The organism is Prolixibacteraceae bacterium, from assembly GCA_019856515.1.
Lineage (GTDB): Bacteria > Bacteroidota > Bacteroidia > Bacteroidales > Prolixibacteraceae > Halosquirtibacter > Halosquirtibacter xylanolyticus.
Genome location: CP082230.1, coordinates 3,222,107 through 3,238,122, shown reverse-complemented (window position 1 = coordinate 3,238,122; position 16,016 = coordinate 3,222,107). Strand labels below are relative to the sequence as shown.

Genomic DNA, 16,016 nt, shown 5'->3' with positions numbered 1-16,016 from the left:
CTGTTGACGTATAATGGTTTTCACTTTAAAAAGATGAGAAGAAAACACCACAAAGATGCCTTCTTCTCTATGCTATGTTTAGTGAAGTTCAAGAATTATTACACTCTTTCCGTCAATGTGGATAGGAGTTGTCACATCCACCTCTTTATTATCAAGTACAGAATGTCCTTTTGTAAAACCTTTTAGAACTTGTTCATAACGTAGTGGATCCACATCTTTAGCCTCCTCATTCTTATTTAGAATGACTACGACTCTCTCACTATTAGTATATCGAGAATATAGGTATATGCCGTTCTCTGGGATAAAGTGAATAAGTTTACCTTCAGTGATCGCCTTAGATCCTTTTCTCCATTTTAATAGTGTACGGATATATTTTTGAGCATCTTTTTGATCTTTATTTAGACCTTCTCCTGTGAAAGCGTTGACCTTATCACCACTCCAACCACCAGGGAAGTCTGCCCTCATCTTACCATGTCCATCATGAGCGAAACCTTCCATTAACGTCTCTGTCCCATAAAATATCTGAGGAATACCTCTTGTTGTAAGCACTGTTGCTATCCCCATCTTCCAAAGATCTAGATCTTTATTCAACACAGAGTAGTAACGAGATAAATCGTGATTATCTGGGAAAGTAACAAGGTTATATGGATTGCTATATAGAAAGTCTTTGGCTAACGTTAAGTAAATTCTCATTAACCCATTTTCCCAACCTTCTTCTTCAGTGAATCCTTTACACAATGCACCTTGAAGAGGGAAGTCCATCATTGATGGTGTGTAAGGGATATAACCATCTTTATTGGCTTCATTTCCCTCCCAGTATGATACGATAGATGGATCAAAGAACATCTCTTCTCCCACAATCGTGAAGTTTGGATATGCTTCCAACACTTCCTTATTCCATTGTGCCATCATGTTCTTGTCAGGGTATGGGTAAGTGTCCATACGGATACCTGCAAGATGAGCATACTCTATCCACCATATCGAGTTTTGGATAAGATATCTAGCCACATAAGGATTCTTTTGGTTTAGGTCTGGCATAGAAGGAACAAACCATCCATCTACCATATGATCTTGATCTCCTTTTGCCACATGAGGGTCTTGGATCACTGTCTTTCTATGGGTTGTAATGGTAAATGCAGACTTGTCCATTTTATTCATGGCCTCGTCTGTATATTCAATTTTACCCATATCTACCCCTTCAGGCATATTGTTGATCCAATCATTTGATGGAAGATCTTTCATCCACCAGTGTAATGCACCACAGTGGTTAAAGATCATGTCCATAATCAACTTAATGTTTTTGTCTTTAGCATCTTTTGCAAAAGCCCTATAATCTTCGTTTGAACCATAGTGACGGTCAATTTGATAAAAATCAGTCACTGCATATCCATGATATGAATTGGCTGGCATATCGTTTTCAATTACGGGATTTAACCAAATAGCAGTGTATCCTTGATCGATAATATAGTCTAAGTTCTTTACTATACCTGCGATATCTCCACCATGACGCCCTAAAGAGTTCTCACGGTTAAGGTTCTCTCGCATTACTTTGATATTATCATTAGAGGTATCCCCATTTGCAAAACGATCTGGCATAATTAGATAGAGTGCATCTTTGGTGTTGAAACCTTCTCGCATAGCAGAACCAGCTTCACGAGAACGTAGCTCATAAGCATATTTTGCAATAACCTTATTCTTCTGCTTAAAAAGAATATCAAATACTCCAGCTTTAGCATCTTTGGAGATGTTTAAATCAATAAAGATGTAGTTCTTGCTATCTAATTGGGTTACACCTTTTACCTCCACTCCTGGGTAATTGATGGATACCTGAGTTAAAGCAATATCTTGACCATGAACCATCAATTGTAGATGGGGATTATGCATCCCTGCCCACCAAAACATCGGTTCTACTCTATCCAATTTAGGCTTTGCTGCGATAAGATTAAAGCTAACAAAGAAGGATAGAAGTAGGCATAATATAGTTTTTCTTTTCATCTCTGTATGTGTTTTTTAATGCAAATAAACCCTATACCTCACTTCTTTTAATAACAAGAGAAGGAGGATAGGGTTTATTAATATAGGTATATTACAACTTTAGCGTATCGTTTCCAGCTAAAGTATACTCTTTATCAAATACAGTCAATTCGCATGGTACATCAGAGATATTTTCAATGATGATATTGTCATGAGTAGCTTGAACTTTAAGGTGTGCACCTCTGAAGTTAACTTTAAAGCTATAGCCTTTCCACTCTTTTGGTAAGAATGGGTTAAGGACAAGACGGTTGTTTCTTGCACGGAAACCACCGAATCCCATAACGAATCCCATCCAGGTTCCACCCATCGAAGTGATGTGTAGACCATCTTCTGTATCGTTGTTATAATCATCCAAGTCCAAACGAGCAGTACGAAGGTACATCTCATAAGCTTTGTCATGATTACCAATTTTTGCCGCTAAGATATTATGGATACATGGTGATAAAGACGACTCATGAACTGTAATTGGTTCATAGAAATCGAAGTGTCTTTTAATCGTCTCTGTATCGAACTCATCTTCGAAAAGGTATAGACTCTGAAGTGTATCAGCTTGCTTTATATAACAAGAACGAAGAATTCTATCCCAAGACCATTTCTGGTTAATTGGACGATTTTCCTCTCCCATCTCTGCCGTAGGGACAATCTCTTTATTTAAGAAGTTATCCTGCTGTAGGTAGACCTGACGAGTCTCATCATAAGGGAAATGCATGTTATCAACAATATCCAACCACTTCTCTACCTCTTTTGCTTCATCGAAGTTCCACTTCTCTTTTAGTGTCTCATACTCTGCAGCATGATTCTCTTTCAAGTAGTCGACAACCTCTTTCGTATATTTAAGTGTCCATTGAGCCAAACGGTTCGTATGGTAGTTGTTATCCACATTGTTCTCGTACTCATTTGGTCCAGTTACTCCTAACATCACATACTTGTTAAGGTGGTTTGACCAATTCACACGTTGTGCCCAAAAACGAGAGATTCCTAGCAATACTTCAAATCCATGAGGAGCTAGATATTCAAAGTCATTGGTGTAGCGGATATACTCATAAATTGCAAAAGCAATCGCTCCATTACGATGAATCTCTTCAAATGTAATTTCCCACTCGTTGTGACACTCTTCACCATTCATTGTAACCATTGGATATAGTGCAGCACCATTAGTAAAACCTAATTTACCTGCATTCTCAATAGCTCTATCCAAATGTTTGTGTCGATAAAGGAGAAGGTTCTTTGAGATCTCTTCTGGAGCTGTTGCCAAATAGAATGGCAAACAGTATGCCTCAGTATCCCAATATGTACTTCCTCCGTACTTCTCTCCAGTAAATCCTTTAGGCCCAATATTCAATCGTGGATCCTCACCGGTATATGTTTGGTTTAACTGGAAGATATTAAAACGAATACCTTGTTGTGCAGCAGCATCACCTTCGATAATTACATCACTGGTCTCCCATTTAACTGCCCAAGCATCTTTGTGCTCTTTAAGCATTTGGTCGAATCCTTTATCGAAAGCTTTATGCAAAAACTGCTTTGCATCGTTCATCAACTCACTCTTCGAAGTATATTCTGATGAAAGATTTACACCAAATTTCTCTACAGTTAATGTCTGACCCTCTTTCACATCAAGAGTCACGATGTTTGAGACATATTTGTTACGCTCTTCTAAATCTGCGCTAAGACGTTGCTTTTCGCCATCTACAAAGATCTGGAATTTCATACCAGAAGTAACGTGGAATAGCGTTTTTCTCGTCTCTGCGGTAATATAACCTTCACCAGTAGTTATCTGCTTCTCCACTTCGTCCCAAAACTTCTCATCGTAGTTGGTATCCTTATTCATTACGTCGAAATCAACGTAAGGCTTGATCGTAATACGGTCAGAGAAGTTTACGGCTTTAACACTATATCTAATGGCACCTGTTTCTGAGTCTACAATACTCATAAAACGTTGTGCATGTACTTCTACGATTTTACCACTAGGAAGCTTTGCAGTGAAACGACGAACCAAGTGTCCCTCTTTCATGTCAAGCTCTCTGTGGAAATCCAATACTTCACAAGTTGCTAGGTCTAGATCTTCATCACCAATAGTGACATCTATACCAATCCAATTTGCTCCATTAAGAACTTTAGCGAAGTACTCAGGATATCCATTTTTCCACCAACCCACACGAGTTTTATCTGGATAGTAAACACCTGCTACATAGTTTCCTTGTAGGGTCTTTCCTGTGAATTTCTCCTCAAAATTAGCGCGACCTCCCATGCGTCCATTTCCAAGACTCATTAAACTCTCGCTAATCTCATTCCATTCTGGGTGATATTGGTCCTCAATTACTTTCCAATTATCATGTATGATAAAATCTTTCATATCTAATCTCTTTTTCTTTCGTTACCCTTAAAACTTAAGACGATCCAAGCTCATCTCTTCAAAACCTTTGATCACAAAATCTGCTTCTGACAGTGTCTCTTGATCTCCTACACCAATACAAAACATGCCACCTGCTTTAGCAGCTTCGATCCCTGCTACGGCATCTTCGAAAACGACACACTCTTCCGCAGGAACACCTAACAACGAAGCCCCTTTCGTGAATACCTCAGGATCTGGTTTTGCTTTCGATACACTGTTTCCATCTACTATCTCATCAAAGTATGAGGTCAATCCTATTTGGGTAAGAATTAAAGGAGCATTTTTACTTGCCGATCCTAAAGCGATCTTTATACCGTTCTCGCGTAGTATATTTAAGAATGTTGTTACACCTGGAAGAATCTCATCTTCTTTCATCTTCTGGATGTAAGAAACATAGTTCGTATTCTTCTTTTCTGCATAGTGAAGCTTCTCCTCTTCTGTTAGCGTTTTGTTTCCAATCTCTAACAATATGTCCAAAGAGCGCATTCTACTCACCCCTTTTAGTCTCTCATTATCATCTTCTGTGAAATCGAAACCTAACTCATTAGCTAACTCTTTCCATGCAATGTAGTGGTACTTAGCAGTATCTACTATCACACCATCTAAATCGAATAAACAAGCTTTTATCTGTACCATTTTATCACCCTTTAATTTTGTTGCTTAGGAATTTTTACGAAACTTACAGCTGCTGCTGCCAATAACATGGAAACACCACATATGATCATCATATAGATTGCTTGATTGCCAAATAATGAAGACAATATTGCTCCTCCGAGTAAACCTGAAATAATCTGTGGTCCTGCAATGGTGAAATTGAATATCCCCATATAAACTCCCATTTTATCTGCAGGAAGTGCTTCTGAAAGAATAGAATATGGCATCGCCAAAACTGCTGCCCATGCAATACCTACTCCGATCATAGAGAAAATAAGTGCATTGGGAGTTGTGATGTAGAACATCGAAATATACCCAATACCTCCAAGAAGCAAGCTGACCATGTAGGTGGTCTTACGACCTATCGCATTTGCTATGCGAGTCATTAACATCGAGAATATTGCGGCAAAAAGACTATAGGCACCAAACATTACACCTACCCAGTTACCTGCCTCTTGGTATGCACTTGAACTTGTATCACTGATAGCCGTACCCCAAACATGTTGTGATACTGCTGATGTGGTATAAACCCACATAATATATAATGCGAACCATGAGAAAAATTGAACAATGGCTAATTGCATCATGGTTTTTGGCATCTTCTTCATTAACCCACCAAATTCGGATAAGTTTTGACCAAAACTCTTCTTCTCGTTCTTTTCACTTATCCACTGGTCGTGGTCTAAACCGTTTTGTTCACAGTAAGTTTTAGGATCGTACTCTTTGGTTCTGAAAACGGTCCATATAACAGAAACTAAAAGAATTGCACCTCCAATATAGAACGACCAAATTACTGAGGCTGGAACCTCACCGTCAGGTGCTTCATTGGCAACATCTAATACATTGGTTAATACATAAGGAAGAATCGACCCAACCACAGCTCCTGCATTGATAAGAAAACTCTGAACGGAATATCCTAAAGTCCTCTGTTTTTCAGGCACCATATCGGCAACCAATGCACGGAAAGGTTGCATCGTAATATTAAATGATCCATCCATCAATGCGAACATCAAAGCCCCAAAGACTAATGCTGGAATCAAACTTATTACCAATGATGCATTGGGCATAAGCCACATCGAAAGAGTCGCTACAATAGCTCCACCTAAAATATAAGGACCTCTTCGCCCAAATCTATTCCATGTTCTGTCAGACGCTGCTCCTACAATGGGCTGAACAATAAGCCCCATCAATGGAGCTGCCAACCAAAAGATAGGTAGTGAATGTAGGTCTGCTCCTAAGTTGGAAAGAATTCTACTAACGTTTGCACTTTGAAGTGCAAAACCCATTTGGATTCCTAAAAACCCAAAGCTGACATTCCATATCTGCCAAAAAGATAATTTTGGTTTCGTCCTCATATTAGTATCGGTTAATTGGGTCATTGGTTAGACCTGATTACGTATTAACTTCTAAAATCTAGCTCTCTACTTCATCGCAGAAAAGAGAGTATTATTTAATATTTAGTTAATACAAAAATAGTTTCGTAATCGTGTATTCAAAACAGTTTAACTGCTTGATAAGTTGTATATTGTCTTTGCAAACGTTTGCTATGTTGCATAACATTTTTTCAAACGTTTGCGGTTTTTTAAAAAATAAAATCATTTTTTCAACCTTCTTGAGGTCCCTCAATATGTTCTATTGATTAGGCTGGTTACTATAACAAAAAAAGAAAAAGGAATGTTCATTCATATTGTTGATAATCAGTCGTTAAATTGATAGGTGTTTCTTGGTGAAAACAATAGTCGTAATCTGAAGACATTTAGTGATACGACTGTTTTGAGAAGAGTATGATCAGTTTGGAAATACAAACTAGTATCCAATCGGTTATTAAAGATCGAGAGATCTAAATGGATACAAAAACATTGAGGTCTGTTTAATTGGTCAGAAAAGGAGATCTAGGATTAGGTATAGATCAATAAAAAGTCCCATTATTTCTTTCGTATCTAACGATTGAATTAATGAGACTTTTTATATCAAAATAGAATCTAATCTCGATGGATAGAAGATTCTCTAATAATCAAATTTGTTTCAATAAAGTGATTGACAAATGTTTCTGGATCTTCCTCACTTTCGATTCTCTCTATAAGTAATTGGGTTGCTTTAGCTCCCATTTCATAGCCATGTTGATCCACAGACGTTAAGGTGGGTTCTGTAATGTCAGAGAACCTACCAGAGCTAAATCCTACAATAGCAATGTCCTTGGGGATATGTAATCCTTTATTATGGACAGCCTTGATGGCTCCAATAGCCGTAAGATCGTTAACAGCAAAGATACCATCAGGAGGAGTATCTAGACTTAGAAGTTGACGTGTAGCTACCTTACCTAATTCAAAATTATCAGCATCAATAACATACTCTGGTATAAATGTAATACCTGCCTCCTCTAAGGCTTGTTTATAACCTTGAAGACGTTTCTGTGCGATCTCTAGACTTTGTGGTCCACATAGATGTGCGATACGCTTACATCCCGATTGAATTAAATGTTTTGTTGCCTTATATCCTGCTCCAATATCATCAATAAGAATTCGATCCCCCTCGATCTCTTTCGCGTCCCTATCAAAAAAGATCAGTGGTATTCCCCTTCTTGAAAATTGCTTTAAATGATCAAAATTATCACTCTCTTTCGTAACAGATACCAGTATACCTTCAACCCTATTGGATAATAAGGTTTGAGCATTTGTAACTTCTCGCTCATACTTCTCATTTGATTGACAAATCATTACACTGAAGCCTGCATCGTAAGCAACATCTTCAATCCCGCTGATTACAGAAGAGAAAAAGTAGTGAACAATTTCAGGAATAATGACGCCGATGGTATGAGTTCGGGAGTTTTTTAAACTTAATGCTACCGCATTAGGTTGATAGTTGAGCTTATCTGCAAGTTCGTGAACTGCATCTCTAGTTTTTTGGCTAATATCAGGATGATTTTTTAACGCCCTCGAAACAGTGGACGCAGAAATTCCTAACTCTTTTGCAATATCTTTTATGGTGACCTGACTCTTCTTCATATGCTATATGATAACGACAGTTTAGTGTTTTAAATACGTTTGCAGTTTTGCCGCCATTAAGGTAGCGATTTTATCGTAGATTCTTCATGCTATAGAATATAGTATATCATCTATTCTAAGTTAAAAATCGTTAGACAAAAATGTCTGTTCTCGTATTGTAATTTGGCTCCTTGCGATTGTTCTATTGCTTTCAAAGATACGTATTCTTAACGTTGAAACCGATTATTATAACTATTTTGAAGTTGCTGTCCCTTTAACTCAACTGCTTTTAGTGGTGAATAAATATTACTACTGTCAACGAAGTGCTGAAAAATGAGCCACTACTCATTACCCGCTTTGGTTATTTCAGATTGTATCCCTTCTAGTACATCATCTTTTATATTATAGTGTAATCAGAAAGATCCATTAACATCATTAGAAGAGATATCAAAGACTATATAGATATGGATAGCAGTAATCTATTCAAAACAGTCTATAGGTTTTTGCTCCAACGATGCGCTGAAGGTGCTACATTGACTGTTGGAGGTCGAAGTTTGCGCCAATTCATTGGCATGCCTTTCGCGTTGTTTTGTCTTTGTAATGGTTGAAATCGGTTTATGTCTCCTTTTCGTGCCAATGAATTGACGCAAACTATGCATTACCTCATCTAAATAAATGTCCACAAAAGGTTGATGCGCAAGAATGAAATACGGATGATATGTCTTAAATTGATCTATACAGATCTATAACATTACATCATAACTAAAAGGCTATTATCCTCTGACTTTCCTTTGAGATGGTTCGTAGTACATTCAAAGTTCATTCGAAGTACATTCATCGATTCTGCTTTTTGAGTGAGAGAACATTGAATATACTTCCAGTGATATTCAAAAGAAGGCAGGGGATTGTAGTATGTTATTCGGGGGAAAGTGGCTTTAAAGGGAAGGTTTTCATTGATATTCGGTCATTTTTTCATCTAGGGTAGTGTAAATTAAACTCTGTCTGGGTTATTTCTGTAGTAATTTTAAATATATGCGTCCATATTTGTCACCATGAACTTATATAAATACAAAAAGCGACCTATTCCAAAGAGATAGATCGCTTTAATTATTATTTCTTTATTTTAATTTTAGATGTTATAATCGTCAGATAGTACCTCATTTTCCCAAACCTTAATGGCATAACTCTTTTTGTAGCCATTGGTTTTATCTTTGTAGTATAGCTCATAAGCTTTTACAAATCTAGGATACTCTCTGTATCTAACCTTTACATACTCCAGAGTGGACATTTTCAAGCATAATACTCCAATGGTTAGCCAAAATAGAGATAACTTCATTATACGAGTAAAAGGAGTTCTTTTGATTTTGAAACTGTATAGAAGGTTTGCAATTACTATTCCAATTTGAATGGTCATACCTGTAATGAGTGTCCATTTGTGTGGACTCCACAATTGAATAGAACGGAAGAGTCCGACAATGATCAATGAATAGCTGATTCCTGCTAATACGTCAAGTAAAAGCTTTGTCTTGTTCATATGTCTATATGCTCTTTTCGTAAAAATATATCTTAGGCTAATGTCTTTAAAGATCATCGCTCCCCACAGGGGATAAATACAAATTAATATAGCAGTTGGTATCGATATTTGAGAGTGATAAGGTATTATGTCATGCAATTTAAGAAATGTCATAATAAGAAATAGGACCCTTAAGACTGCCTCTAGTATTCTCATAGGTTTGGTGTTTGTTATAATGTGTTAAGTCATTTTTGAGATTTTAAATATATGATATTTTGTTAAAAAATGTGCTATTCTGTAACGTTATTTTGTTTAAACCTTGCTTTGAGTTAACATTCTCTTAAACAGGCTAAAGTTATGTTTAATAAACCTATTGTGTAGATATAAGGTATATATTTTTCTTCAACATAGTCGTAATGTAATGTTAAAACGATTGCATTATTATGTTTGTGATGGGTAAAATTCTAAAATTGAACAAGTTTTTAACGCATTTAGAATGAATGTGTTATAAAACATGTAGACCGCAAACGTTTGTGAAAACGTTTGCGGTTGTTTTTTTGATGCCTGTGGTTGCAACATTAATTTTTCTTTAAGAAAAAATGTTTCTTTTGTGAATATGAATTTAAAGTAAACCAAAAAACATCAAACTTTTTTTGTGAGTTGTTTGTTACTGTTTTCAATAAGAACCAGAATTTTAGTCAAATCAAAAAACACAATTTCATTTCAAAGACCCAGAGTTAAATAAGTTGTAGGATTATTATTAAGTAGTTGATAATTAGAACGAACAGAAAAGAGCTTCTTTTCTGAATAGGAATCTTTTGTGCTTTTTTTAAAGAAAAACTCAAGCCATATGAAAGTAAATAGTCTATTTAAATCTATGTTTTTCTTGCTGGTTGCACTTGTAAGTATAGGTGTTGCACAGGCCCAAGAAAAAATGATTACAGGATCGGTAGTCGATAAGTCTACCAGAGAGTTCCTCCCTGGAGTAACCATAGCGGTGGAAGGTACTGCAAGAGGTACTATCACTGATTTTGATGGTAACTTCACACTCAAAGTAAACCAAGGAGAAACATTAAGCATCTCCTATATTGGATATGCAACCCAAAAGGTTGTTGTTGGTTCTCAAACCAATATAGCCATCGAACTTGTAACAGATACTCAAGGATTGGATGAAGTCCTTATTATTGGTTATGGATCGGTTAAAAAAGAAGATGCAACAGGTGCTGTAGAAGCTGTATCATCTAAAGAATTTAATGCTGGTGCCATTTCTTCACCTCAAGACCTATTGGTTGGTAAAGCATCGGGAGTCCAGATTACTTCTACTGGAGGTGCTCCAGGAGCTGGTTCGACAATCCGTATTCGTGGAGGTTCATCGATGGCAGCATCTAATGATCCACTGATAGTAATTGATGGTGTGCCGATGGATACAGAAGGTGTTTCAGGTATGCAGAATCCTTTAAACTCTATTAATCCTGCAGATATTAAGACTTTTACGATTCTTAAGGATGCATCATCTACAGCTATTTATGGTTCAAGAGCATCTAATGGTGTAATCTTAATTACTACAAAAACAGGAAAGAAATCACAAGACATTAAGGTTACCTATAATGGTAATGTTTCTGTTGGTACTCCTTCATACAAAGTAGATGTAATGGATGGACCATCTTATAGCGAGTTTATTAAGAATACATATGGTGCAGATTCAAAAGCCTATTTGAATACGCAGACATATCCTAATCAGAATACCAATTGGCAAGATGAGATATATAGAACATCTGTAAGTACAGATCACAATGTAAGTTTGTCGGGTGGTGTGAAGAATTTACCATACCGTCTGTCTTTAGGTTATACTGACCAAAAAGGTATTGTGAAAACTTCATCTATGCAGAGAGAGACTGTAGGACTAAATTTGAACCCTAGTTTCTTTGAGGATCAATTGAAAGTGTCTGTTTCAGCAAAATATATGCATATTGATAATCGTTTCGCTAATGATGGAGCAGTGGGTAATGCAATTACTTATGATCCAACGAAACCTGTATATGATCCAAATTCAAAATATGGTGGATATACTACTACAATTGATACGAAAGGGAACCCCGTAACGATTGCGCCTAATAACCCTGTCGCTTTACTAGATCAAACGAACAATACGAGTAAAGTAGATCGAGGAATCATTAATGGTAAGTTCGACTATACTCCTCGTTTCTTTTCAGATTTGACTGCTACATTGAGTCTTGGTTTGGATGTTTCTAAATCGAAGGGTACAGATATCACTGATATCACAGCTGCTTGGTCTTCACCAAACGATCCTAATCGTGCTGGTTCATATAAGCCATATACTCAGAATAAAAATAATCAAACTTTAGATTTCTACCTAACATACAATAAGAGTTTAGAGGATCATACTTTTAAAGCGATGGGCGGATATTCATATCAAAAATTTAAAAGAGACGGTACTGATATTACATATAATGCAATGCAGAATAATATCGTTACTCCTGAAAATATTGATAAGAATCTTAACTATCTAATCTCTTTCTTCGGTAGAGTTGAGTATGCATTTAAGCATAAATATTTATTGAATGCGACTTTCCGTTCCGATGCAACATCAAAATTAAAAGAGTCAAATAGATGGGGTTATTTTCCTTCAGTAGGTTTTGCTTGGAAAATTAAAGAAGAGGCTTTCTTAAAAGATGTGGATCCTATTTCGTCGATGAAATTGAGATTGGGATGGGGACAAACAGGACAGCAAGGAGTCAAAGGTGATACTCCTTATTTAGGAACCTATACTGTCTCTAATGCAACTACTCAATATCCATGGGGTGGATCATATATCAACACACAGAGACCTAATGGTTATGATGAAGATCTTAAATGGGAAAGAACAACTACTTATAATGTAGGTCTTGATTTTGGTTTCTTTGAGGAGAAACTTTCAGGTTCATTTGAGTGGTATTATCGCGAGACAACAGACTTATTAAGTGAAGTTCCTGTTCCAGCAGGTGCTAATTTAACAAATCTTCTCTTGACAAATGTGGGTAATCTAACCAACCAAGGAGTTGAGTTTAATCTGTCTTATAATGCTATAACAACACAAGATTGGAACTGGAGAGTTGGTACCAATTTTACTTATAACCAGAATGAGATTACAAAGTTGACAAATAATGATGACCCATCTTTCTTAGGTAATGCGACTGGTGGTATTTCTGGAGGAACAGGTTCTACAATTCAAATGAATTCAGTAGGACATCCAACGAATTCATTCTTTGTTTATGAGCAAGTTTATGATGAGGATGGGCGTCCACTAGAGGGGGTTTATGTTGATCAAAACGGTGATCACCTGATAAATGATAATGACAAGATCCATAAAGGGCAAGCTGCACCAAAATGGATGGTTGGATTGAATACAAGTCTACAGTATAAGAATTGGGATTTCTCGATGTCTGGAAGATTTCAATTTGGTGCGTCGGTTTATAATAACAACGCATCTGCGAATGGTGTAAAACAAGATACGTATAATAGTGGAGGTAATTTCTTGTCTAACAGATTGCCAATAGCAGCAAATAGTTTTGATAAGGTTCAATATTGGTCATCTCATTATGTTGAGAATGCAGATTTCTTTAAACTTGATAATGTCTCATTGGGATATACATTTAACAATATTTCTAGAGCCATTTCAAGTATTAGGATAAATGCAACAGCCCAAAACTTGTTCATTATTTCTAATTACACTGGGGTAGATCCAGAAGTTACAACTATTAACTTGGATGGAACAACAAACGTTGGTATTGACAACAACTTCTATCCACGTTCTAGGACTTATATGTTAGGTGTTAATATTTCTTTCTAAACCTATTCTGATTATGAAGATTCAAAAGATAAAAAATATAGGATTAGGTATTCTTGCATCCACAACGATGTTATTTACATCGTGTCTGAATGACTTGGATGTGTTACCTCAAGATCCAGATAATGTTGTTGCACAACAGTTATATACAACAAAAACTGGCTACGAACAAGTGCTTGCCAAAGTGTACGCTGGATTATCATTAACAGGTCAGAAAGGGCCTGCAGGGGATGGTGATGTTGGTGGAATTGATGAAGGAACTTCATCTTACATTCGTAATCTATGGAATGCACAGGTTTTAGTTACAGATGAAGCAATATGTGCATGGGGTGATTTTGGTGTTTCGGAATTAAACAATCTAAAATTCTCTCCTGCCAACCCATTTATGGAAGGTCTATACTATCGTCTCTACAATGAGATTGCGATGAGTAATGAGTTTCTTCGTCAGTCTACAGATGCAAACCTAGATGCTAGAGGTCAGTCCAATATAAAGGATGATATTAAAGTGTATAGAGCAGAGGCTCGTTTTATTCGTGCTTACTCTTATTGGGTGTTGATGGATGTGTTTGGAAATGTTCCTTTTGTTACTGAAGAGATGGGCGTAGGTACGTATCTCCCTCAGCAGAAAATGAGAGGTGATCTTTATGATTGGTTGATCACTGAAGTAGAAGCTTTTACTCCTGACATGCTAGAGGCAATGACTGCTCCTTATGGTCGTGTGGATAAAGGTGCTGCTTGGATGTTGATGGCAAAGATTTATTTGAATGCCGAGGTTTATAAAGGCACTTCAGTTGCAGGAAATTGGGATAAAGTTGTTGAATATACTACGAAAGTAAATGACGCGTATACTTTCTATACTGGTTCATATAAGCACCTTTTTTATGCCGATAACAACAATGCAACAGTAAGAAGCGGTTTTATCTTTACTATTCCTTATGATGGTGATAAGATGCAGACTTATGGTGGAACGAACTTCCTAGCCTTTAGTGCTACAGGTGGCGAGATAGCTCCTGATGCAATAGGTCTAAGTGGAGGATGGGGTGGTAACCGTGCTCGTCCACAATTGATCGATCGATTTTCAACTGGAGATTTCAGAGGGTATGTAGAACCTAAGACATATAAAACAGTTCAACAGGATGGTAAGGATGTAGAAGTTGTAGATAAAGGTTTTGCAGGTATGTTCTTTGATTCTGGTAAAAAAGCAGTAGATAATCCTGCAAAATATTCTGATGGATATGGTGTAATGAAGTTTAGAAATATTGCACAAGATCCCACAAATAGTCCTTCCAATAAAGATTTCGTGACTACTGATTTTCCAATGTTCAGACTTGCTGATTCTTATTTGATGTATGCAGAGGCTGTTGTTCGTGGAGCCACGTTCGGTACAAGAACTAAAGCTTTAGAGTTGCTAAATAAGATCCGTACACGTGCTTATGGAGATGCTAGTGGGGCTGTTACAGATACAGATCTAAATACTGACTTTATCCTGGATGAAAGAGGACGTGAGTTGTTTTGGGAATGTTCAAGACGTACGGACTTAATTCGTTTCAATAAGTTTACCTCTTCTGATTATGTTTGGGAGTGGAAAGGTGGATCAAAATCAGGTTCTGGTGTAAATAGAAAATATAGACTATTTCCTCTTCCTGGTAAAGATGTTGGAGCAAATACTAATTTAAATCAGAATTCTGGCTACTAAAATCTTGATATAATGAGAAAGAATTTAATATATACTGTTTTTGCTGCATTGATGATCTTCTTCTCTTGCAGTAAAATTGATAGAAGCTTAACTCTAAATGAGGGTGTAGCTCCTGTTTTACAAAGCCCTACAGGTGAAGATAGAGAGTATGTTCTAACAGAAGAGAATCAGAATAATCCTTTTGAAACATTTATCTATACTGCAGCTGATTATGGTACTACTATCGCTGCTAAATATACAATAGAGGTGGATACACTTGGTGGAGACTTCTCGACTCCTGTTGCAAGTTCAACTTCGTCTACTCAATTGTTTCAAACGATAAGTACGAAAGATTTTAATCAGTTGGTTAATATTGCCTTGAAACGAACACCTGAAGTGCAGCATGATGTTCAAGTTCGAATGCGTGCTGAAGGTGAAGATCCAGGTGTGGAGATATTGTACTCTAATGTTGTTACACTTAAAGTAACACCTTATGATGCAACTATTCCTCCTCTATATATTGTAGGAAATGCTGTTTCGGAATGGGAACCATCAGATGGTGTCGAAATGCCTGCAACAGATGTTAATAAGTTCAAAGTTACTGTTGATATAAAAGGGTCTGATCAGAATGATGCTGCTAATAAACTTGCCTATGGATTCCGTTTCCTTTATCAAAATACTGCATGGGATCCAGGTTTATATTACAATAATGATAAAAATACTGGATTTGATGTAATAGAATCAATTCCTGCAGGAAGTGTATCAGGATTGGATAGTGGATTTAATGGTGATTTTAACTTCCAAGTAGCAGTTACTGGTAAGTATACTATCGAGATCAATCTTGATAATGACGGAAAGAAGACCATTAAGTTTACAAAAATTGAAGAGTAGTTTGTGACCATATATTTATTTGA

The 16,016-nt window shown here is 36.7% G+C and carries 9 protein-coding genes; 3 read left to right on the top strand and 6 right to left on the bottom strand.

The genetic code is table 11. The annotated features are described in order from the left end of the window. Positions 1-78 precede the first annotated feature (78 nt). The 6 genes from K5X82_11815 to K5X82_11790 all read right to left on the bottom strand — a co-directional run bounded on the left by K5X82_11815 (position 79) and on the right by K5X82_11790 (position 9,601). Complete coding sequence (locus K5X82_11815; protein QZT35980.1) at positions 79-1,995, bottom strand: glycoside hydrolase family 13 protein; 1,917 nt, start codon at positions 1,993-1,995, stop codon at positions 79-81. 91 nt (positions 1,996-2,086) lie between these two features. Next, positions 2,087-4,390, bottom strand: coding sequence for a glycoside hydrolase family 65 protein (locus tag K5X82_11810; protein ID QZT35979.1), 2,304 nt, complete (start codon positions 4,388-4,390; stop codon positions 2,087-2,089). A 27-nt stretch (positions 4,391-4,417) separates the two neighbouring features. Further along, positions 4,418-5,065 (bottom strand): beta-phosphoglucomutase, encoded by a 648-nt coding sequence (gene pgmB, locus K5X82_11805; protein ID QZT35978.1) that lies wholly within the window; start codon positions 5,063-5,065, stop codon positions 4,418-4,420. A gap of 11 nt (positions 5,066-5,076) precedes the next feature. Next, positions 5,077-6,438 (bottom strand): MFS transporter, encoded by a 1,362-nt coding sequence (locus K5X82_11800; GenBank protein QZT35977.1) that lies wholly within the window; start codon positions 6,436-6,438, stop codon positions 5,077-5,079. Positions 6,439-7,065: 627 nt separating this feature from the next. After that, positions 7,066-8,088 (bottom strand): LacI family transcriptional regulator, encoded by a 1,023-nt coding sequence (locus tag K5X82_11795; GenBank protein QZT35976.1) that lies wholly within the window; start codon positions 8,086-8,088, stop codon positions 7,066-7,068. A 1,108-nt stretch (positions 8,089-9,196) separates the two neighbouring features. Next, on the bottom strand, positions 9,197-9,601 hold the full coding sequence (locus K5X82_11790; GenBank protein ID QZT35975.1) for a hypothetical protein: 405 nt from the start codon (positions 9,599-9,601) through the stop codon (positions 9,197-9,199). Between the two features lie 829 nt (positions 9,602-10,430). Between K5X82_11790 and K5X82_11785 the strand changes: the two genes are divergently transcribed. From K5X82_11785 to K5X82_11775, 3 genes are read left to right on the top strand one after another with little or no spacing between them, the layout of a single operon-like run. After that, on the top strand, positions 10,431-13,430 hold the full coding sequence (locus K5X82_11785; protein ID QZT35974.1) for a TonB-dependent receptor: 3,000 nt from the start codon (positions 10,431-10,433) through the stop codon (positions 13,428-13,430). A 13-nt stretch (positions 13,431-13,443) separates the two neighbouring features. After that, entirely contained in the window at positions 13,444-15,123 is a 1,680-nt protein-coding gene (locus K5X82_11780) for a RagB/SusD family nutrient uptake outer membrane protein (GenBank protein QZT35973.1), read from the top strand. Between the two features lie 12 nt (positions 15,124-15,135). Beyond that, positions 15,136-15,993, top strand: a complete 858-nt coding sequence (locus tag K5X82_11775; GenBank protein QZT35972.1) for a SusE domain-containing protein — start codon at positions 15,136-15,138, stop codon at positions 15,991-15,993. Positions 15,994-16,016: the final 23 nt, after the last annotated feature.